General features: G+C 38.1%; 16 protein-coding genes. 7 read left to right on the top strand and 9 right to left on the bottom strand.

Going from position 1 to position 21,210, the window contains the following annotated elements:
- Positions 1–23: 23 nt before the first annotated feature.
- From lysS to dsbC, 4 genes are all read right to left on the bottom strand, one after another.
- Positions 24–1,577, bottom strand: a complete 1,554-nt coding sequence (lysS, locus tag BI291_RS06085; protein WP_074497141.1) for a lysine--tRNA ligase — start codon at positions 1,575–1,577, stop codon at positions 24–26.
- A gap of 59 nt (positions 1,578–1,636) precedes the next feature.
- Positions 1,637–2,735 (bottom strand): peptide chain release factor 2 gene (gene prfB, locus BI291_RS06080; protein ID WP_175573082.1). Its coding sequence is split into 2 segments (ribosomal slippage): positions 1,637–2,659 and positions 2,661–2,735, totalling 1,098 coding nucleotides; the frame shifts between segments, so codons are not numbered across the junction.
- Between the two features lie 112 nt (positions 2,736–2,847).
- Positions 2,848–4,572 carry a single-stranded-DNA-specific exonuclease RecJ gene (gene recJ / locus BI291_RS06075; RefSeq protein WP_074497227.1) on the bottom strand — a complete coding sequence of 575 codons (1,725 nt, stop codon included), beginning with the start codon at positions 4,570–4,572 and terminating at the stop codon, positions 2,848–2,850.
- A gap of 24 nt (positions 4,573–4,596) precedes the next feature.
- The gene (gene dsbC, locus BI291_RS06070; protein ID WP_074497138.1) at positions 4,597–5,364 is read right to left on the bottom strand and encodes a bifunctional protein-disulfide isomerase/oxidoreductase DsbC; all 768 of its coding nucleotides are present in this window, start codon (positions 5,362–5,364) and stop codon (positions 4,597–4,599) included.
- Positions 5,365–5,637: 273 nt separating this feature from the next.
- On the opposite strand from dsbC, the gene fldB reads away from it, so the two are divergent.
- The 4 genes from fldB to BI291_RS06050 all read left to right on the top strand — a co-directional run bounded on the left by fldB (position 5,638) and on the right by BI291_RS06050 (position 11,790).
- Positions 5,638–6,162, top strand: coding sequence for a flavodoxin FldB (gene fldB / locus BI291_RS06065; protein WP_074497136.1), 525 nt, complete (start codon positions 5,638–5,640; stop codon positions 6,160–6,162).
- Between the two features lie 226 nt (positions 6,163–6,388).
- Positions 6,389–7,624: an ATP-dependent RNA helicase SrmB gene (srmB, locus tag BI291_RS06060; protein WP_074497133.1), complete on the top strand. Its 1,236-nt coding sequence runs from the start codon at positions 6,389–6,391 to the stop codon at positions 7,622–7,624.
- A 188-nt stretch (positions 7,625–7,812) separates the two neighbouring features.
- On the top strand, positions 7,813–8,835 hold the full coding sequence (locus tag BI291_RS06055) for a FecR family protein (RefSeq protein ID WP_074497131.1): 1,023 nt from the start codon (positions 7,813–7,815) through the stop codon (positions 8,833–8,835).
- A 93-nt stretch (positions 8,836–8,928) separates the two neighbouring features.
- Positions 8,929–11,790 carry a TonB-dependent receptor gene (locus BI291_RS06050; protein ID WP_074497128.1) on the top strand — a complete coding sequence of 954 codons (2,862 nt, stop codon included), beginning with the start codon at positions 8,929–8,931 and terminating at the stop codon, positions 11,788–11,790.
- Between the two features lie 31 nt (positions 11,791–11,821).
- Here the strand turns inward: BI291_RS06050 and yaaA are convergent, their stop codons facing one another.
- A complete protein-coding gene (gene yaaA, locus BI291_RS06045) occupies positions 11,822–12,592 on the bottom strand; it encodes a peroxide stress protein YaaA (RefSeq protein ID WP_074497125.1) in 771 nt (256 codons plus the stop codon).
- 203 nt (positions 12,593–12,795) lie between these two features.
- On the opposite strand from yaaA, the gene tal reads away from it, so the two are divergent.
- The 3 genes from tal to BI291_RS06030 all read left to right on the top strand — a co-directional run bounded on the left by tal (position 12,796) and on the right by BI291_RS06030 (position 14,694).
- The gene (gene tal, locus BI291_RS06040; protein ID WP_074497122.1) at positions 12,796–13,749 is read left to right on the top strand and encodes a transaldolase; all 954 of its coding nucleotides are present in this window, start codon (positions 12,796–12,798) and stop codon (positions 13,747–13,749) included.
- Positions 13,750–13,901: 152 nt separating this feature from the next.
- Entirely contained in the window at positions 13,902–14,075 is a 174-nt protein-coding gene (locus BI291_RS06035; protein WP_074497120.1) for a DUF3545 family protein, read from the top strand.
- Between the two features lie 64 nt (positions 14,076–14,139).
- Positions 14,140–14,694: a hypothetical protein gene (locus BI291_RS06030; protein WP_083601924.1), complete on the top strand. Its 555-nt coding sequence runs from the start codon at positions 14,140–14,142 to the stop codon at positions 14,692–14,694.
- Here the strand turns inward: BI291_RS06030 and BI291_RS06025 are convergent.
- The 4 genes from BI291_RS06025 to BI291_RS06010 all read right to left on the bottom strand — a co-directional run bounded on the left by BI291_RS06025 (position 14,676) and on the right by BI291_RS06010 (position 21,189).
- Positions 14,676–15,449 carry an EAL domain-containing protein gene (locus tag BI291_RS06025; protein ID WP_074497117.1) on the bottom strand — a complete coding sequence of 258 codons (774 nt, stop codon included), beginning with the start codon at positions 15,447–15,449 and terminating at the stop codon, positions 14,676–14,678. The genes BI291_RS06030 and BI291_RS06025 overlap by 19 nt on opposite strands.
- A gap of 92 nt (positions 15,450–15,541) precedes the next feature.
- Positions 15,542–17,848: a DNA topoisomerase IV subunit A gene (gene parC / locus BI291_RS06020; protein ID WP_074497115.1), complete on the bottom strand. Its 2,307-nt coding sequence runs from the start codon at positions 17,846–17,848 to the stop codon at positions 15,542–15,544.
- Positions 17,849–18,068: 220 nt separating this feature from the next.
- Positions 18,069–19,268 (bottom strand): GGDEF domain-containing protein, encoded by a 1,200-nt coding sequence (locus BI291_RS06015; protein WP_074497112.1) that lies wholly within the window; start codon positions 19,266–19,268, stop codon positions 18,069–18,071.
- Positions 19,261–21,189: a GGDEF domain-containing protein gene (locus BI291_RS06010; protein ID WP_074497109.1), complete on the bottom strand. Its 1,929-nt coding sequence runs from the start codon at positions 21,187–21,189 to the stop codon at positions 19,261–19,263. Before BI291_RS06010 ends, BI291_RS06015 begins: the two co-directional genes overlap by 8 nt.
- Between the last annotated feature and the right edge of the window lie 21 nt (positions 21,190–21,210).

Below are 21,210 nucleotides of genomic sequence, written 5' to 3'. Positions count from 1 at the left end.
CTTTTTCAATATGAACGTTATTTTTACTCAGCAACTGGTCTCATATGCGGAAATAAAATAACGTCTTTAATCGTTGGAGAATCTGTAAATAACATCACTAATCGATCGATGCCAATACCTTCACCGGCTGTTGGCGGCATACCATGCTCTAAAGCACGAATATAGTCATCGTCAAAATGCATTGCTTCGTCATCGCCAGCGTCTTTTTCTTCTACTTGCTTACGAAAACGCTCTGCTTGATCTTCTGCATCATTTAACTCTGAAAAGCCATTAGCAAGTTCTCGACCACCAACGAAAAACTCGAAGCGATCCGTAATGAAGGAATTCTCGTCATTGCGACGTGCTAACGGTGACACTTCCCAAGGGTATTCTGTGATAAACGTGGGTTGATCAAGCTGATGTTCAGCTAATTCTTCGAAGATCTCACAGATATATTTACCTGGCCCCCAAACTTTTGCCGCTTCACCTTCTTTCACATGCGCCTTTTTCGCTAACGCTTTTATCGTTTCAACGTTATTTTTAGGGTCACGCAATGCCGCTTCATCTTCAGAAGTAACTAAGCCTTCCGGTGCATATTTTAGAATGGCGTCAACCATTGATAAACGAGCGAATGGTTTACCAAAGTCATAAAACTTTTCTTCAACCACTTCACCATCAGCGTTCTTCACCGTATTACGGATCATGCTTGTGCCTAATACCTCTTCAGCAACGGTACGAAGCATTTCTTCGGTTAAATCCATCAAGTCATTATAATCAGCATACGCTTGATAGAATTCAATCATGGTAAATTCTGGGTTATGACGCGTTGATAAGCCTTCATTTCTAAAGTTACGGTTAATTTCGAATACACGCTCAAAACCACCGACAACTAAACGCTTCAAATATAACTCTGGCGCGATACGCATAAACATTTCAACGTCTAACGCGTTATGATGGGTAACAAATGGTTTTGCCGTTGCACCACCAGGTATGGTTTGTAGCATTGGCGTTTCAACTTCCATAAAGTCACGCTCGGCTAAAAAGCGACGTATACCTTCAACAACTTTCGAACGAACTTTGAAGGTATTGCGTGTTTCTTCATTGATGATCAAATCAACGTAACGTTGACGATATTTTGTTTCTGTATCTTGTAAGCCATGAAATTTTTCAGGTAACGGCCGCAATGATTTAGTTAATAACTGATATTCATTCATATTAACGTATAAATCACCTTTGCCTGATTTATGCAAGGTACCCGTTACACCAATAATGTCACCAATATCTAACAAGCCCCAACGCGCTTTAATATCTTTTTGTACATTTTTATCGGCATAAGCTTGCACGCGACCTGACATATCTTGAAGCACCAAAAATGGACCACGCTTCGCCATTACACGGCCAGCAATACTATAAACGTCAGTTTCAGATTCAAGCGTTTCTTTATCTTTCTCGCCATGTGCAGCTTGTAAATCAGCTGCATAGTGTTTTCGATCAAACTTGTTTGGGTGACCATTGGCCGAACAGTTTTCTCGAATTTGCGCTAATTTGCCGCGACGCTCGGCAATCAATTTATTTTCGTCTTGAATTTGCTCTGTCATTTGAATTCTCAAGTGTTACTTATGCTTCCCCAATAAAACATTGGGCATGTTTTTATGTACTACAAACCCGATTTAAGGCTTGCCTCAATAAATTTATCTAAATCGCCATCGAGTACAGCTTGTGTATTGCGGTTCTCAACACCGGTTCGTAAATCTTTAATTCTACTGTCATCAAGTACGTAAGAGCGTATTTGGCTTCCCCAGCCAATATCAGACTTACCATCTTCTAGTTCTTGCTTACTTTCGTTTTGTTTTTGAATTTCCATTTCATACAATTTTGCTTTTAATAGCTTCATGGCTGTTGCACGGTTTTTATGTTGCGAGCGATCACTTTGACATGCCACAACTGCACCAGTAGGAATATGCGTAATACGAATAGCAGAGTCTGTTTTGTTTACATGTTGCCCACCAGCACCAGATGCTCTGAAGGTATCAACACGTAGATCAGCAGGGTTAATATCAATGTCGATATTGTCATCAATTTCTGGATAAATAAACGCTGAGGCAAATGAGGTATGTCTTCGACCGCTAGAGTCAAAAGGTGATTTTCTCACTAAACGGTGAACACCAGTTTCAGTGCGCAACCATCCGTAAGCATAATCACCCGTATATTTAATCGTACAGCCTTTTATACCAGCCACATCACCATCCGTTACTTCGATAACTTCGGTTTTGAATCCGTGAGCTTCACCCCAACGTAAGTACATACGCATCAGCATTTCAGCCCAGTCTTGTGCCTCGGTGCCGCCAGATCCTGATTGTATATCTAAGTAACAATCAGCGGCGTCTTGTTCGCCAGAAAACATGCGGCGAAATTCTAGTTTTTCAAGGTTTTCGACTAAAACAGCAACTTCTTGTTGCGCATCTTCAAAGGTTTCTTCGTCGTCTTCTTCTACGGCTAGCTCAATTAATCCTTCAATATCTTCACAACCTGCTTCTAGCGTAACAATGGTTTCTACCACGGCTTCTAGGTTAGCACGTTCTTTACCCAGCGCTTGCGCGCGTTCGGGCTCGTTCCAAACATCGGGTAATTCTAATTCCCTTACAACTTCAACAAGTCGCTCTGCTTTAAGATCATAGTCAAAGGTACCCCCGAAGCATCTGTGTGCGTTCGCGAATTTCTTTTATTTGATTTACTACTGGATTTACTTCAAACATAGCCATTTTCTGAAATTATTAGGGTTCTTTAGATAACGAAAAAACAATCGCGCATTGTAGCGTAAAACATTAGGCAAATAAACGCTTTCCGACGGTTTTATCTGTTTATTTTTTAACGAGGTTCCACCAGTATTTGTTCAACTAAAAGTTGAACATTTCGTTGTCCTCTAAATTCATTTATATCTAGCTTATATGCTACACGAACGTAGGTAGCAGCATGATTTGGCCATAGATTAACATCAACGTTAAACGCGATGGCATCAAACACTTGCTTATCTTTTGCTAACACCAGTTTTAAATGTTTTTCACCAACAATTCGTTGCTGCTCTAGGGTAAAAACACCTTCAAATACAGGCTCTGGAAACGCCTGTCCCCAAGGCCCACTTTGTCTGAGTAATTCCGCAAAAGGTAACGTCATGTCTTTAATGGCAAGCTCTCCGTCGGTAAGCAATTGCCCTTGTAATTTATCGGCAGCAATCCACTGTTGTGCGTATTGATTTAGCAGTTTTTGAAAACGTGAAAAATCCGCTTTTACAATACTAAGCCCTGCAGCCATCGCGTGACCACCAAATTTTAAAATAAGCCCAGGATGCTGACTGTCAATATGTTCGAGTAAATCACGAATATGTAAACCGGCAATAGACCGTGCAGAGCCTTTAAGTTCATCACCAGCTTCATTGGCTGCAAACACAATGGTAGGTCGGTAATACTTTTCTTTTATTCGCCCTGCAACAATACCGATTACACCTTGATGCCATTGCGGGTGAAATAGTGATATTGCATACGGTAAGGTGTTAATATCAACATCTAAGCGTTGTAATATAGTTTCCGCTTCTTGTTGCATGCCTTGTTCGATTTCTCGTCGAGACTTATTTAATGCATCAAGCTCTATTGCCATTGTTCTTGCTGACATCATGTCAGGTGCTAATAAACAATGAATGCCAAACGACATATCATCAAGTCGACCAGCAGCATTGATACGCGGACCAAGCGCGAAGCCAAAATCACTAGCGACTAATTGTCGTTGATCTTTATTCGCTACTTCGATCAATGCTTGAATACCTGGCCTTGTATGCCCTGCTCTGATCCTTTTTAACCCTTGTTCCACTAAAATGCGATTGTTATTGTCTAACGAAACAACATCAGCCACGGTACCAAGCGCCACTAAATCTAAAAGTCGCGCTAAATTAGGTTCTGCCAACGCTTGCTCAGTAAACCAATTAATATCTCTAAGATACTTTCGCATTGCCAACATAAAGTAAAAAGCAACACCTACACCGGCTAAAGACTTACTTGGAAACTGGCACTCAGGTTGATTTGGATTAACGATAGCATCAGCATTGGGAAGCGTTTGCCCAGGTAAATGATGATCTGTGACAATCACTTTCATGCCTAACGATTTGGCGTGCGCAACGCCACGAAGGCAACTAATACCGCTATCTACCGTGATTAATAACTTTGCTTTTTGCTGGTGGGCGATATCGACAATTTCAGGTGTTAACCCATAACCATATTCAAAACGATTTGGCACAATAAAATGATGATGTTTGCTGCCAAGCCAAGTTAATGCCTGCATCATTAATGCTGTACTTGTTGCACCATCGGCGTCAAAATCGCCAACTACGACAATTGTTTCTTGGCTGATTATCGCTTGGTGTAATACCGAACAGGCAGCATCAAGCCCCATCAATTGCTTTACGTCAATAAGCTTATTTACGTTGAGGGTTAATTCATCAGCATGATTAACTCCTCTACTGGCATAAATTTGCTTGATTGTTGGATGTAATTCATTAGGAAGGAAGCTATCGTCAACGATAGCTCGACGTGTAATCGTCATTGATTGTGTCATTACTATTACTTATTAACCATCAGTCGGCATACTTTCTAATATTTCAATTAAAGATGATGGCGTTTTATAACCTGGGATCATCATGCCATTATCAAAAACAATCGCTGGTGTTGCATTAACACCTACTTGGCGGGCAAACTCAAACTCTGCTTCAAGCGGTTTATCACAAATACGTTGTGCAACAGAAGAGCCGGCTTTAGCTTTTGTCAGCGCGTTATCTGGCTTTTCATGACACCAAATAGAGCGTAAATCTTTAAAGCCTTGCGTTAAATTACCAAAACGGTCTACAACACCAGAACGCGGATAAGGCAAGTAGCGAATTGTTATGCCAAGATCGTTATAGTCACTCATTTGTTGATGTAGCTGACGACAGTAGCCACAAGTAATATCAGTAAAGATGGTAACGACATGTTTTTCATCTTTAGCAGGATATACGATCATATCCTCTTCAAACTTAGAGAGCCCTGTCATGCGTAATTTAGCAAGCGATCTCTCAGTGTAATTTATCACGTTATCCCCAATACCATATAGCTTACCTTGGATCAGGAACTTTCCGTCTGCACTGGCATAAAAAATCCCTTGATCTGTTGTCACTTCAATAATGTTATCAACCGGCGTTGGTGTAATAGATTGAACGTCCAAACCAATTAATTGGTTCAGTCGTTGTGATAATTTTTGACTCTCTGTGGGTATACTCTCAGCTGCGCTTACCGCAGCTATTGAAGAAAACAATAGTGCTGCGTTAAATATCGCAGCGGAAAAAACACGTGTTGAAAACATAAAACTACCTAAATATCGAATTATTAACCACAGTGTATCATTAGCAAAATAGACAAATAAACCGATTATCGCTAAATCCTTCACCGATAAATGAAGATTAAAGATGATGTGAAAAAAGCTCAACTGTTAATCTGTAAAAATAAGACCTGAAAACAGACAATAAAATTACGTCATGCTAAGTACTTGTGATGACAAACTAGCAAGATACTATCAGCATCTGATAAACTGCGCGCGTATTCTACTACTCACTTAAATATGGCGTTCAATAACTCAATGAATATTGGTCTTTTTTACGGTTCAACAACCTGCTACACCGAAATAGCAGCTGAGAAAATACAGGCAGAATTTCCAGAACACAGCATCACGTTGTTTAATTTAAAAGAAACGAGCCTAAGTGAATGTTTAACATTCGACATCCTGATTTTTGGGATTTCCACATGGGATTACGGCGAAATTCAAGAAGATTGGGAAAGCCAATGGCAAGACATTGCGCTATTAGATCTGAATGGGAAAATTATCGCCCTTTATGGCATGGGTGATCAAATTGGTTACACAGACTGGTTTCAAGATGCGCTTGGTTTATTACATGATCAAGTTATCGCCCAAGGCGGTTATGTTATTGGTCAGTGGCCTAATAGCGGTTATGAATTTGCCGCATCTAAAGCATTAACTGAAAATGGTGAACATTTTGTCGGTCTTGCACTTGATGAAGACAACCAATATGACTTATCAGATGAGCGTATTGCCACTTGGTGCCAACAGATTACAAATGAAATATCAGAAATTCTGCAACATTAATCTGATTGTTCAACGTTACTTGTAGTTGTTTTTTATTTTCTATGTCGTTTTCACTTATTTATAAATGAACGCCCCTGCACATAAGTTCAGGCTTGTACAAACAGCAAATATAACGCAGCTAAAGTGTTCAGCAAAGATCAACACACCCGAGTAATAATCTTAGCTAATTTTGTTTAAACCCATTATAATTAGCGCCAATTTTTGTTAACAACCCAAAGCAGTATATATGTTTGAACCTTTTGAACTTGATTCAGCCCTATTAGCCGGTATTAAAGAGGCGGGTTATAAGAAGCCGACTTCAATTCAATCTTTAGTTATTCCAGAAGCAATGACAGGAAAAGATATTCTTGCATCAGCTCCTACAGGTACTGGAAAAACCGCAGCATTTTTATTACCCGCTGCTCAGCATTTGCTTGATTATCCAAGAACAAAACCCGGCTTTCCTAGAGTATTAGTGCTAACACCAACACGTGAACTTGCTCTGCAAATCAGCGAACATAGCGAACAGTTAACCGCGCAAACCAATATAAAAACGGGCGTGATCACGGGTGGTGTAAATTACGGTAGCCATAAAGAAATACTCACCTCAACTACAGACATGCTGATTGCCACTCCTGGTAGGCTATTAGAGTACATAGAAACAGAGCAATTTGATGCACGTGAAATTGAAATATTGATCCTTGATGAAGCTGATCGAATGTTAGATATGGGCTTTTCAGAAACTATTAATCGAATTATCGGAGAAGCTCGCTGGCGAAAACAAACCATGTTGTTTTCAGCCACATTAGAGGGGTCAGGGGTTGTAAAATTTTCAAAAGATATTCTTAATGAACCAGTATACCTTGAAGCTACGCCATCTAGAAAAGAAAAAGGCAAAATTCATCAGTGGATCCACCTAGCTGATGATAAAGATCATAAATTAGATCTATTAATTAACACATTAAAACAAGAAGAAGTTACTAGGGCCGTAGTTTTCGCCAATAAAAGAGAAACCGTACAAACATTATCTGGCAAGTTATATGCTGCACAAATTCCCTGTGCATGGCTTGAGGGGAAAATGCCACAAGATAAAAGAAACAGTGCCGTTGAGCGTGTACGAAATGGAAAAGTACGCGTTCTAATTGCCACTGATGTAGCAGCGCGAGGCTTAGATATAGACGATATATCTCACGTTATAAATTTTGATATGCCACGTAAAGCTGATATTTACCTACATCGTATTGGTCGAACAGGTCGAGCAGGCAACAAAGGCACCGCGATTTCATTAACAGAAGCGCATGACATGGCGAACGTTGCTAAAATAGAGCGTTATATGGGCGAGCGTCTAGCTAGAAGAGTCATTGAATCATTAAGGCCCAAACATAAAGAAGCACGCGTTGCAGTAAAAAAACCTAAAGTAAAAAAATCAGCCGCACAAAAAAAAGCCAAAGCAAAAAAAATTAGTAAGCGTGTAAAGAAGTAGTCGTTCATCGTTTTAAATTGAACATTTGAACAAATTTGGTTGCCAAGTAATATAAATTAAGTAAAAATACCATCTCGCTAGATTGTATACTATATTAAGTATTATCTGCTGTTGGTATTTTATTAGCTATTTTTAATGCTTTTTACTCAAAATAGACAACGAGCTACATTTAAGGAAAAATAAGCGCGATGGCAAATCATTCTGTTCATGACCCTATACGTTTACAAGCGAGTGCTTGGATAAGCCGCTTAAATCGTGGGCTAACAGATGAAGAAAAGCCGCAATTAATCGCATGGATTAATCAAAACCCTAAACATCATAAAGCCATTTATAAATGTGCTTCCTTTTTTGATAATATTGCCCACCTTGAAGAACTCAATGGTGTATTTCCTTTAGAAGAAAATCCCCGTATCTGGACAACTAACGTCATCATTTCTACCGCCATCCTACTGGCAATTGCCATTTCTTTAACGGTTGCTTCTTTCTATTGGATTAAAAAACTCAACAACACACCATCTACACGTTTTTATGCCACGAACATTGGTGAATCACACCAATACACTTTACCTGATGGCAGTAAAGTATTACTAAACTCTAACAGCAAAGTCAGCGTAAATTATTCGGAAACCTCAAGAGTCGTTAATTTAATTTATGGTGAAGGTCAATTTAATGTCGAAAAAAATGCTGATAAACCCTTTATTGTTATTGTTGGGCGCAAGTCCTTTACCGCATTAGGCACCATTTTTAATGTTGAAAAAAGCAACGAAATGGACATGGAACTCATTGTCACCGAAGGTGTGGTTTTAATTAGTGACTCAACCCTAGATCATGCTCAATTAAAACAACGTATCAACCACGAGCAACAAAAAACTCACTCAAGGGACATTATTACTGCACATGAGAAAGCAAGCATTGAAAACTCACGAAATCAACACGTAGCTACGCTATCTATGCCGCAATTATCAAAAGCACTGGCTTGGCAGCAAGGTATGTTAATTTTCGACAGCCAACCTCTAATGGAAGTGTTGCAAGAAGTGAGTCGTTATACAGACATTCAATTTGAAATATTGTCGAGCGATATAGCTAACATTGAAATATCAGGCACCTATAACACTGGTGATGTAAAAAAATTATTAGCATCTTTAGCACATAATTTTAATATTCAATACAAGTACAACGCGACAAACACCGTACAATTATCATTAAAATAGGCGATTATGTAATGATTGCCTTTGCCCTTTAATCTCATCGTAATATACTAACGCATAATTACATTCACTTATGAGTAAGTGCCACAGACTTTTATGTTGTTTTCTCAACTAACCACAAGAGAAAAAAAGCGTGTCTATTGGGCAAAATTCTTCAGCTTTAAGCTATTGATATTTTGTACCATTATACTCGTTACTGTTGCCAGCAGAGCTAATACTAATGATCTGTATTTGTTCGAGATACATGCGCAAAGTGTCGATAAAGCACTAAGCTTATTTGGCCAGCAAACACAACAAACGTTAATTTACTCATACGAATTAACCCACCCCTTTACATCAAACGCGGTACATGGATATTACACGCAGCAACAGGCGTTACGTATTTTATTACGTAACACTAGTCTGCACGCAAAAATAAGTAAAACGGGTGAAATAAAGATTGTTAAACAACATGAAAACTCGAACAACGCTATTGCAAAAACGAATGATAAAATAGTAGAAAATACTGACAACAATACTAAAGGGCTCATTGAAAAGATTGCCATTATTGGCAATCGGGGATTTTCGAGAAGCATTACCGAACTAACAATACCGGTTGATATTCTAACCAACAAGGCATTATTAGCAACCGGAGAAACAGAATTAGGTCGAATGATTCAAAAGCTCGCCCCTTCGTTTAATTTTTCAAGCTCTTCAATCAGTGATGGCACTGATGTTTTAAAACCCGCCACACTCAGAGGCTTAGGCCCGGACCAAACACTAATACTGATTAATGGTAAACGTAGACACCATGCAAGTTTAATTCATATTAATACCTCAGTAGGCCGTGGTACTGCTGGTGCTGATATTAATGCTATCCCTGCTAACGCTATTGATCGAGTAGAAATTCTTCGAGACGGTGCGGCTGCACAATATGGCTCAGATGCAATAGCTGGAGTCATCAATATCGTCTTAAAGTCCGGTCGTCAAAAAAATAATATAAGTACTTCTATCGGTCAATATCATAAAGGCGACGGGGAAACGGTAAACACCAGCATAAATTATCATCACGCTATTGGTACCAAGGGCTTCATAAATACGACATTGTCATTAATACACCACAACAGTACAGATCGTTCAAGCTTACATGGCACTTGCCAATACACAAACTGTAAAGAACTGGAAGAAGGAAAGTACCTATCAGATGATCCTAGAGAAGCTGCCGCCAATCGTAAAACATTTCGCATCGGTGACCCTCATTCTAAACAATTTAACCTAGCCTATCATTCAGAATTTACCTTAGCTCAGGGAAAACTCTATAGCTTCGCTGTGTATTCAGAGCGTCACAATAACACTGCTGCTTTTTTCAGACACGCGAATAGCCAAGAGGCAAACCCAGTATTAGCAGACGGTCTTGCAACGGTGAAAGATGGTTATCTACCCTTCATTGATTCAGACATCACTGATAAATCGTTCACACTGGGCTATAAAGGAACAATGGCTAAAGATTTATTTTATGATCTTTCATATTCCTATGGAAAAAACAGCATTGATTATGAAACCCAGAACGCCATAAATGCTTCTTACGCGAATTCATTACAAACACAATTTTCTCCGGAGGATATAAGAAACAAAACACCTACTAACGCAAGTGCATACGGTTTATCGTTATCATTACAAACAGTAAATCTTGATTTAAAACGCCAATTCAGTGAATTTGATTTAGCCTTTGGCCTAGAAGTCAGAAAAGATCATTATCAAGTCATTGCAGGGGAACAATACAGTTACTTTGATTATGACCAACACTTACAACTCCCCGTTAATGCACTTCCGGGGATCCAAGGATTTCCTGGTATTTCACCAGACGAAGCCGTAGATGAACAACGTGATGTTTTATCATTCTACCTCGAGCTAAACACTAGTATCACGCCAAATATTGACTTTACGGGGGCATTGCGTTTTGACGACTATGATGGCGTTAACGATATTTCTAATTTTAAATTAGCCGCTAATTGGCAAGTAAACAAAGCTCTTGCCCTAAGAAGCTCTGTTAGCACAGGATTTAGAGCTCCGTCGATGCAGCAGCTATATTTTAACAACACCAGTACTCAATTCGTAGTTGAAGATAGTCAACATCTTGTAGCAGAACAAATAGGCACGTTTAGAAATGATAGCCAACTCGCAAAATCAATCGGCATTCCCACGTTAAAAGAAGAGAAATCGACAAACTTTTCGTTAGGCGGCGTGTTAGATTTTGATGACTTAAAAATGACGCTTGATTATTACGCGATCAACATTAAAGACCGCATCGTGATCAGTAATCAGTTATGTGCTGATTATTCAACAGTTCTTACCGAAGCACTGGCACAGGAACATGTTGATAAAGCACAAGTGTTTCTCAATGCTGCTGATACAAAAACACGAGGCCTCGATTTCATCGCGACTATAGATAGACAACTACCATACGGTGAATTAGCGTTTACTCTTGCAGCCAACATCACTAAGACCGAAGTCACTCAATTATACTCACCTAAAAACAGTGAGCTACATGTGCTTAATGTCGATGATGTTTTTTCCTCGCAAGACATTTCTATCATTGAAACATGGCAACCTCAAGACAGAGTAAGCTTCATTGCTGATTTCCAACGTCATACTTGGCGCGTTAATTTTGCATTAAACCGTTACGGAGCTTATACCATCCAAGATGGCGGTAAACAGCGATTCGAAGCTGAATGGTTAACAGATATCAGTATTGAGCAAAAACTGACACCTGCCCTGTCTTTATATGCTGGTATCAACAATCTTTTTGATATAATGCCCGATAAAAATAACATTGGTAATGCGCATAGCGGCACTATTATCAATTCAAATAATGAAGTAATTGTGGAAAGCGACGGAGTCTTTAAATATTCAAGACGCTCAGCCCCCTTTGGCTTTAACGGGCAATATTATTATGTTGGCTTACGGTATCATTTTTAACAATAACCGCAGCCAACATTAATTCACATGATCACTCTTTACGGGTAAAAACCCAGTCGTTACCTTTAGATAAATCAGTATTGTACTGATATCCTGCAGCATTAAAGGCTTTTAAAGATGACAAACTATCTACTTTGTTCTCAATGATATATCGCGCCATTAAGCCACGTGCTTTTTTCGCAAAAAAGCTGATCATTTTATATTGGCCATTTTTCCAATCTTTGAACGCAGGGGTGATCACATTAGCCTTTAATTGCTTTTTCTTTACCGATTTAAAATATTCGTTTGATGCCAAGTTAATTAAAGTGTCATCACCCTGCGCTGAAATAGCATCGTTTAACTTGTCTGTGATGATATCTCCCCAAAACTGATAGAGGTTTGTGCCACGTTCATTATCAAGCTTAATACCCATTTCAAGACGATAAGCTTGCATTAAATCAAGTGGTTTTAAAATACCATAAAGACCTGACAATATACGCATATGACGTTGAGCAAAATCAAAATCGTCATCTGATAAACTTGCTGCATCTAAGCCAGTATAAACGTCACCATTAAATGCTAACACTGCAGGCCTTGCATTATCAGTGGTAAATGGTTGCTGCCAATCACCAAAACGTGCAGCATTTAACCCAGCTAATTTATCACTAATTTTCATCAAACTTGCGATATCAGCAGGTGATAATTTTTTACAACGATCCACCAAAATTTGACTATGTGATAAAAGCTCCGGTTGCGAGTATTTATCTGTAGCTAACGGCGACTCAAAGTCTAAGTTTTTTGCGGGAGAAACAACGAATAACATAGAATACCTAACAGAAAAAGACGATAATTAACTACTATATCACAGCGATATACAATTAAAATAATTTGCACTAAGAAGTCTCTTGCATTCAAGCTGTTTGTTAGGGCATATTAGAGCTGAAACTCAAATTAACAATATCGTTAACAAAGGTTAATCAGCACCATGATCAACCTCTCTTTTAGGAATTTATTAAGGCAACAAGTATGGCGACGCAATTAGAACAATTGAAACAAATGACAACAGTAGTAGCAGATACCGGTGATATTGAAGCTATTGCAAAGTTTCAACCGCAAGATGCAACCACTAACCCATCGCTACTACTAAAAGCAGCTTCATTACCTTCTTACCAGCATTTATTAACGCAAGCGGTTACATGGGCTAAAGAGCAATCATCAGACAGAAAGCAACAAATTATTGATGCCAGTGACAAGCTGTCAGTGTTAATTGGTTTAGAAATTTTAAACATTATACCTGGCCGTATTTCAACAGAAGTAGATGCACGTCTTTCTTATGATACTGCGGCATCTATTGAAAAAGCCCACAAGTTAATAGCAATGTATAACGAAGCAGGTATTAGTAACGATAGAATATTAATTAAACTTGCTTCAACATGGGAAGGGATCAAAGCAGCTGAAAAGCTCGAACAAGACGGTATTAATTGTAATCTAACCTTACTGTTTAGTTTTGCTCAAGCGCAAGCGTGTGCAGAAGCAGGAACATTTTTAATTTCTCCTTTTGTGGGTCGCATTTTAGATTGGTACAAAAAAGATACGGGTAAAACTGAATACTTATCTCATGAAGATCCTGGTGTGATCTCAGTGACCAAAATATACAACTATTATAAAGCTAAAGGCTATAAGACAGTTGTCATGGGGGCAAGTTTTAGAAACAGTGGTGAAATTCTCGAATTAGCTGGTTGTGATAGATTGACCATCAGTCCACAATTACTTGATGAGTTAGCGTCAACCGATGCTCCTTTAACCCAAAAACTTGCTGCAAATCAAGCTCCGTTAGAGCCAGAAGCTGCATTAACAGAAGCTCAATTTCGTTGGGCATTAAACCAAGATGCAATGGCAACAGAAAAGCTTGCAGAAGGCATCCGTAATTTTGCCGCTGATCAAGTAAAACTAGAGCAACAGTTAAACGACTTATTTTAATATCAATATACGTTTTATTGTTATTCAATTGGCTTTTGGAAATAAAAAACACGTAAAATTCATTTTTTATTAAAATTTAGTTAAAAAATGTTTCATTTATATAACAGAGTATGGTATTAAAAACATGCTGTTGTAGAAAAAAGGAGCATTCCATGAATAACGTAGAACAAATATTGGACTCACTAAGTAAGCAACCTAAGGCGTCAACATCAAGCAATAAAAAGCGAAAATGGCGAGAAATAGAACAAATAAAAGAACGGTTCCAACTCGAAAAAGAACTCAAGGAATACGAAGATTCACTTGAGTATATGTTGGATGAGTTTTAACGAACACAAGCCATTACACAAAACCCAGTTTCGACTGGGTTTTTTATTAATTATTAATTATTAATTGTTAACGGAGTTAGTTATTAAAGGCCTTGGCAATAAAAACGCCGCAATAAATGTTTATGTAGAATCAACACCTAATATTGATAAATATCTTGAGCAAACTACTTGCCGCTTTATGGACATGAATGAGATTAACGCCATTGGCCAACAAGCCGGCAATGGCTGGCGAAAAGTGTTTAACGTGTATGCAAAGTTTATCTATGAATTATCGACTGATGAAGCTCGCTCTTTTGAAAATTGGCAACAATTCCGTGATAAACAATTATTACAAGTGGGATCATCGTTATGTCTTTGGCTTTCATGCTCAGCTGAGCAGTTAAAACGCAACATTAACAAAAGTGACGCTATTCATATTGTAATGGGCAAAGGATATGCAAAGAAACTATCACTAACTGAACGATGTTTTTGGTTAAGTGAAGACTTTGCTATAAAAAGTGAGCAACAGTTAATCATTTGCCCTTATTTCGACTATCGGCAACTGACTAATGAAAAAATCACTTATTTATGCCAGCTGCTGAAACAATCGTTTCCTGATTTTTATAAGGCACTCAGTTGATATAAATTACCACTAAGTAACCATGGGGGATAGACTTGACTAGGCTCACTAGCAGGCATAGCAAGGTAGTATCCTTGAGCAAAACGCATGCCTAAGCTACGTAAAAGAGTGAACTCTTGATGGTTTTCAATTCCTTCTACAATAACTTCTGCGTTAGCAGACTTTGCTAGCTCAAAAATAGCAGTTAGAAACTTTCGTTTAAAGCTATCTTGATGGCAATTTTCAACAAAATAACGATCAACTTTTACAATGTTAGGTCGCAATAAGCTCCACATTTTTAAACCAGAATAGCCAGCACCTAGATCATCAATGGCCACATCAAAGCCAAATTGACGGTATTTTTCTAATGCTTGTTTCAACATCGTTGCATTCGGGTAGGGATACTTCTCACTTAACTCAATAACAATTTGGTGACAATTTAACCCTGCTAATTCAACTAACTTTATTGTTTCTCCTTGAGGGTGAGCCTTATCAAGGAGTACTAATGGACTGATATTAAGAAATAGCTTTCCTTTAAGCCCTAGCTGAACAAACTTTTTGATAGCAATATCACGGCAAATAATTTCAAGTTCAGATAACAATCCTAAATCAGTTGCGCATTGGAATAAACGATCTGGAGAATGCAATGCGCTATCTTTAGGGCCTCGCGTTAACGCTTCGTATCCTAGGATGGATTTATTTTGAACATCAAAGATCGGCTGAAAAACAGTACTTACCGCTTTGTTATTAATTATTTTTTCAATTTCTCTATACACTAGAATCTCCTTACCAGTGCATAGTAGGTGCTATGTGTGACATTTTTATGACAAAAACAGCACCTTTATTCTTGTTTTACGAAAAATCTCTCTTATGAGCCTTCAATATCTATATGCTCTGATCCTTCAATTTCTGATCCCACATGAACCGATTCAATATCGATGCGATCAACACGTTGTAAACCTCTTGGCAGTTTATTGCCTCGACGACCTCTTTCTCCACGGTAATGGGTAATATCGGTGGCTTTTAAGGTTAATTTACGCTTACCAGCGTGAAGCGTTACAGCGTCGCCTTCTGCAATAATTTCAATGAGGGTGACAAACTCTTCTCTTGCTTTAGCACGCGCTGAAGCAATATTTATAATTTTATTGCCTTTACCTTTACTTAATACCGGTAAATCTTTCACTGGAAAAACCAACATACGGCCTTCAGATGTAATGGTTAGCACTAAAGAAGACTCGAAGTTATCAATAGGCTTAGGTGTTAAAACCTTGGCATTACTTGGTAAACTTAACAGGGCTTTACCATTTTTATTCCGGCTTACCATGTCAGAAAATTTACCGACAAAGCCATAACCAGCATCGCTACTTAGCAAATAACTACTCTCGTCATCAGCCATAACAGTTTGTTCAAAATTTTCACCTGTTGGTAGGTTAAAACGACCGGTTAACGGCTCTCCTTGACTACGTGCTGTAGGCAAAGAATGGGCATCTGTTGCATATGCACGCCCTGTTGAATCTATGAAGACCACTGGACGGTTACTTCTACCGCGGGCAGAACACAAGAAGGTATCACCAGCTTTATAGCTCATCGCCTGAGGGTCAATATCATGACCTTTTGCACACCTCGCCCAGCCCTTTTCTGAAATCACAACAGTGACAGGTTCACTTGGTACTAAATCTTTTTCTGACAGGGCTTTAGCTTCTGTACGCTCAACAATTGTTGAACGTCGTTCATCCCCATATTTTTCAGCAGCAGCAAGAATTTCTTTTTTCAATAACGTATTCATTCTCGCTTTAGAATTAAGCGTTTTCTCTAAATATTCTCGTTCTTTGTTGAGTTCGTCTTGTTCTGCTTTTATTTTAACTTCTTCTAATTTAGCAAGTTGACGTAGTTTAATCTCCAAAATCGCTTCTGCTTGACGCTCAGATAGCGAAAAACGGGAAATCAACTCAGCTTTTGGATCATCAAAGTTTCTAATGATCTCAATAACTTCATCGATATTTAAATACGCTATTAATAAACCTTCAAGCAAGTGTAACCTTGCTAAGACTTTGTCTAAACGGTACTGTAATCTTCTGGTGACGGTATCACGCCTATACACTAGCCACTCTGACAAAATATCACGTAAGTTTTTAACCGCAGGCTTACCGTCTAAACCAATCATGTTGAGGTTAACACGGTAATTTTTTTCTAGATCAGTCGTCGCAAATAAATGTTGCATTAACTGTTCAATATCAACACGATTAGAGCGCGGCACCACAACGAGGCGTACTGGATTTTCATGATCTGATTCATCACGTAGATCAACAACCATCGGTAGTTTTTTTGCTGTCATTTGAGCTGCTATTTGCTCTAAAACTTTTCCGCCCGAAGCTTGATGAGGCAATGCGGTGATCACAACTTCACCGTGTTCAATATCATAAACAGCCCGCATTTTTATACTTCCGCGACCTGTCTGATAAATTTTTTCAATGTCAGATTTAGGCGTTATAATTTCTGCGTCAGTTGGATAATCAGGACCTTTTACGTGTTCAAGTAATTCATGTAACTCTGTTTTAGGGGCTTCAAGGAGTTGCACACAAGCACTAGATATTTCACGAACATTATGAGGAGGAATATCGGTCGCCATACCTACCGCAATCCCTGTAATACCATTTAACAAGATATGAGGTAAACGCGCAGGTAAAGTTTTAGGCTCTTTCATCGTACCGTCAAAGTTAGGCACCCAATCTACCGTACCCTGTCCCAACTCAGCTAATAGTACCTCACTAAATCGTGAAAGCCGTGCTTCGGTATATCGCATAGCGGCAAATGACTTAGGATCATCTGGAGCCCCCCAGTTACCTTGACCATCCACTAATGGATAACGGTATGAGAATGGTTGAGCCATTAACACCATGGCTTCATAACACGCAGAGTCACCATGAGGGTGAAACTTACCTAACACATCACCGACGGTTCTCGCCGATTTTTTGTATTTAGCAACGGCTGACAAACCTAGCTCTGACATTGCGTATACGATTCTACGCTGTACTGGTTTCAGGCCATCGCCAATATGTGGCAATGCACGATCCATGATGACATACATGGAATAATTTAAGTAAGCTTCTTCAGTAAACTGTCTTAACGGACGTTGTTCTATTCCGTCTAAACTATAATCAAGCGCATCAGACATTCATCTTTCCCAAAATTTGCTAACGATTTTATGTATCAATAGCAATAATTACTCGTATATTGTTTTTTTCTTCTTAAAAAAGTTAAGTTGCTACATAACTTCAACTCTCCTTTGTAGCTTAGCGAATTATTGCACTGGAAAAAACTGTTTGTTGTATATATTTTGAAATACAGCAAACTGTTTATTCGCTATCGGTCTAGGGATTATCTTGGTTCATTAATCATTGACAAACTTGATTACGGCCTGAGGTTTTAGCTCGATACATTGCTTCATCTGCTGCATGCAATAGCTGATCAAAGTCTGTATTCTCAGAAGATAGAGTTGCTACACCGATACTGATAGTTACGTTAAAATTTTCAGTCGTTTTATCTTCTAATTCAAAGACGTGTTGCTGTACCTTTTCTCTCAATCGTTCAGCTATTGCTTTGGCTTCTTTTAATTCGGTATGTGGTAAAATAATGGCATACTCTTCACCACCAATTCGTGAAAAAATATCTTTGGCTCTCAATGTTTCTTTTCCCAAATTAGCCACAGCAATAATCACTTTATCTCCGACATCATGTCCATAGGTATCATTTATATATTTGAAATGATCAATATCAAGCATCATTACACTGAGCGGGATTTGCCTTTGTTGGTGCTCTTGTAAAAGTAATACACCTTGTGTAAACAATACACGGCGATTATATAATCCAGTCAAACTATCCGTTTTTGCAAGGTACTTTAGGGTTGCCCTTATTTTTAGCTGTCTAATAAGTAACACTAAAATAATTAAAGCGGTTACCATTAAAATTGCTAAGTTACGTTGTTGTGATTCGCGCCGCTTTGTTGCTTCAGCCAATTGAAGTGACTTTAGCTTTTGTTCGTTTTCGAGTAACTCATTTTCTTTGATTTTCAAATCAGTCGCGTATTTTTCATTCAAGCTCGCTAAACGTATTTTTTGTAATACTGATCGGTTCTTTTTTCTTTTTTCTAAGTAATGTTTTTTTTCATCATACGCAAGTTTATATTGCCCTTGAATTTGATAAATTTCAGCTAGCAATAAATGAATATGTGAAAAATTTTCAGTATTGAGTTGAGCGGTATCCATTCTCTCCTCAAATGAAAGTGCTTGTGTTAATTCTGTGACACTGAGCGCTAATGCACCTTCTTGCTTATGAATATAAGCACTGATCATTAGCATCAAATACTTTTCTGCAATATTGAAGGTGCTTTCTTGTGACTGTAATCGTTGAAAAATTGTCGTTATATCACCCTCTTTTTTCCGCACTTTTTCAACTAAATCGATAATTCGGTCATCAACAGGCAATGTTTGCTGCTGAGTAAGCAGCTTGCTTTCGCTAGGTTCTTGTTGAGATGCTTCAATGTTAGTACTGAAAAAAAATAACAAGAGAAGATAATAACTATGCAGGTTACTCATCGCAAAACACCTTATCCTTCCCTTGATGTTTTGCTTTATAGAGCAACTGATCAGCTTTTTTCAGTAATGCTTGGCTACTAGTATAATTGCCTTGGTTTAAACTTACCACGCCAATACTTAAAGTAACGGTAGCTGAGCTGTTGTGTTTCCATCTACTTTCTGCCACTTGTTTTCGTAAACGTTCAGCAATAGTATTTACTTGTGTAGAGGCTACACCAGGTAACACAGCAATAAACTCTTCACCACCATAACGGCCAAAAGTATCGGTTTCACGCATTAACGCTTGACCAATTAATGCGATTCTTGTAAGTACTTGATCACCAACTTTATGCCCGCATTGATCATTGATTTTTTTAAAGTCATCAACATCCACCATAAACAGACTAAGTGGCGTACCTTGTTGTGTAGCGGCAAGAAACGCTTTCTCTACTTGCTCAATAATATGGCGACGATTAGCTACGCCTGTTAAAGAGTCTGTTCGAGTGGCATGTAACAGTTTACGCTGACCTGATGCTATTTTAATTAATATCCAGCCTAACATTAATGCCACGATACCAAAAAACACAATGAACCATTGACGGCTTTCTACTGTTCGTTGAGTTTCACTCAACATCAATGCCTGCACACTTTCTTTTTGTTGTAACAGTTGCTTTTCTATATCAGCTTGTTGGCTTTCATAGCGCATACGTAAATCTTCTACTTCATCAACATTACTTTTTTTAAGTAAGTGTGTCACAAATTCAATCAATGCATTTTGAGCATCGCTTGCTTTTTTATACTGCTTTAACTGGTAATGTAATTCACCTTTTAGATATAACAAATCAAGTTTGGCGTTATTAGCTACTGCCCTATGATTACTGTTTTGGTAAGGCTCCATGTATTCACTTGCCTTATCCAAGGCTAAGAGTGCATCTTCAAACCGTGCAAGTTCAAAAAATAAATACGCTTGGTTTAAAGCATGATTAATTGGAATATCTGCTTGTTCTGCATCTTCTATATAATTACTTGCCATGCGCATATATTGATACGATGCTTCTGGGTTTTTATTTTTCTTTCTGGCGTGTGCCCATGCTAAACCTACATAAACTGAAGCAATTAGTTCGTTATTACTAATTTTATCAATGTCAGCTAATACTTCTTTATATGCTTCTATAGCTTTTTCATATTGTTCAATAGATGAATAATGTTGTGCAATATTGCGCATGGTATTATATGCATATTGGTTTTTACCGGCGTCAAGGTAATGCTGTTTTGCTTTCTGATAAAAAGTTAATGATTTTTCTTTTTGATTGAGATAATCATAAAGAATACCTAATTCAGTATTAATAAAGCCTAATAATTCACTATCTTGAATTTTGTTAGCAATGGCTAAAGCATCATTAAACATAATTAATGCACGATCAAACTTTTCCATAAGATAATCTAGTGCGCCAAGATTAATTAACCCTGTGGCGACAAACTTTTGATTTTTTAGTGAGTTGGCAATTTCAAAACCATTTAAATAATCTTCCCTTGCACTGGTGTAATCTCCTAAACTTTCATGAGAAAAACCTCGGGCATATAAAAGTTCAGTTGTAACAATACTAGGGGTTGATAATTCTCTGGCAAGCTTTAATGCTTCATCAGCAATCTCTTGCGCTTGTTGATAACGCGCCTGCTCTACAAAAAGTTCAGTTTGTAACTTATAAAAAACTAATTGTTGTTCTATAGAAAGCAAATGTATATGTATAATTTGCTTTTCAAGTTCATGAAATGCTTTGCTAGGGTTGTTATCTTTTAATTGTTCAATCTCTGCAACGAACTGGTCGAATCGAGCCTTATTTAACACTTCACTTGCAACTACTTCACAAATATTTAACAAAAACAAAAAGAAAACTAAGTAGCTAATTTTGACATAGTTAAATGTAAATTTATTAGACAACTAAATTTCCTTACACAGATA

It is taken from the genome of Thalassotalea sp. PP2-459 (assembly GCF_001913705.1).
Classification (GTDB): Bacteria; Pseudomonadota; Gammaproteobacteria; order Enterobacterales; family Alteromonadaceae; genus Thalassotalea_C; species Thalassotalea_C hakodatensis.
The sequence above is the reverse complement of the archived record's forward strand: the minus strand, read 5'-3'. Positions and strand labels throughout refer to the sequence as shown.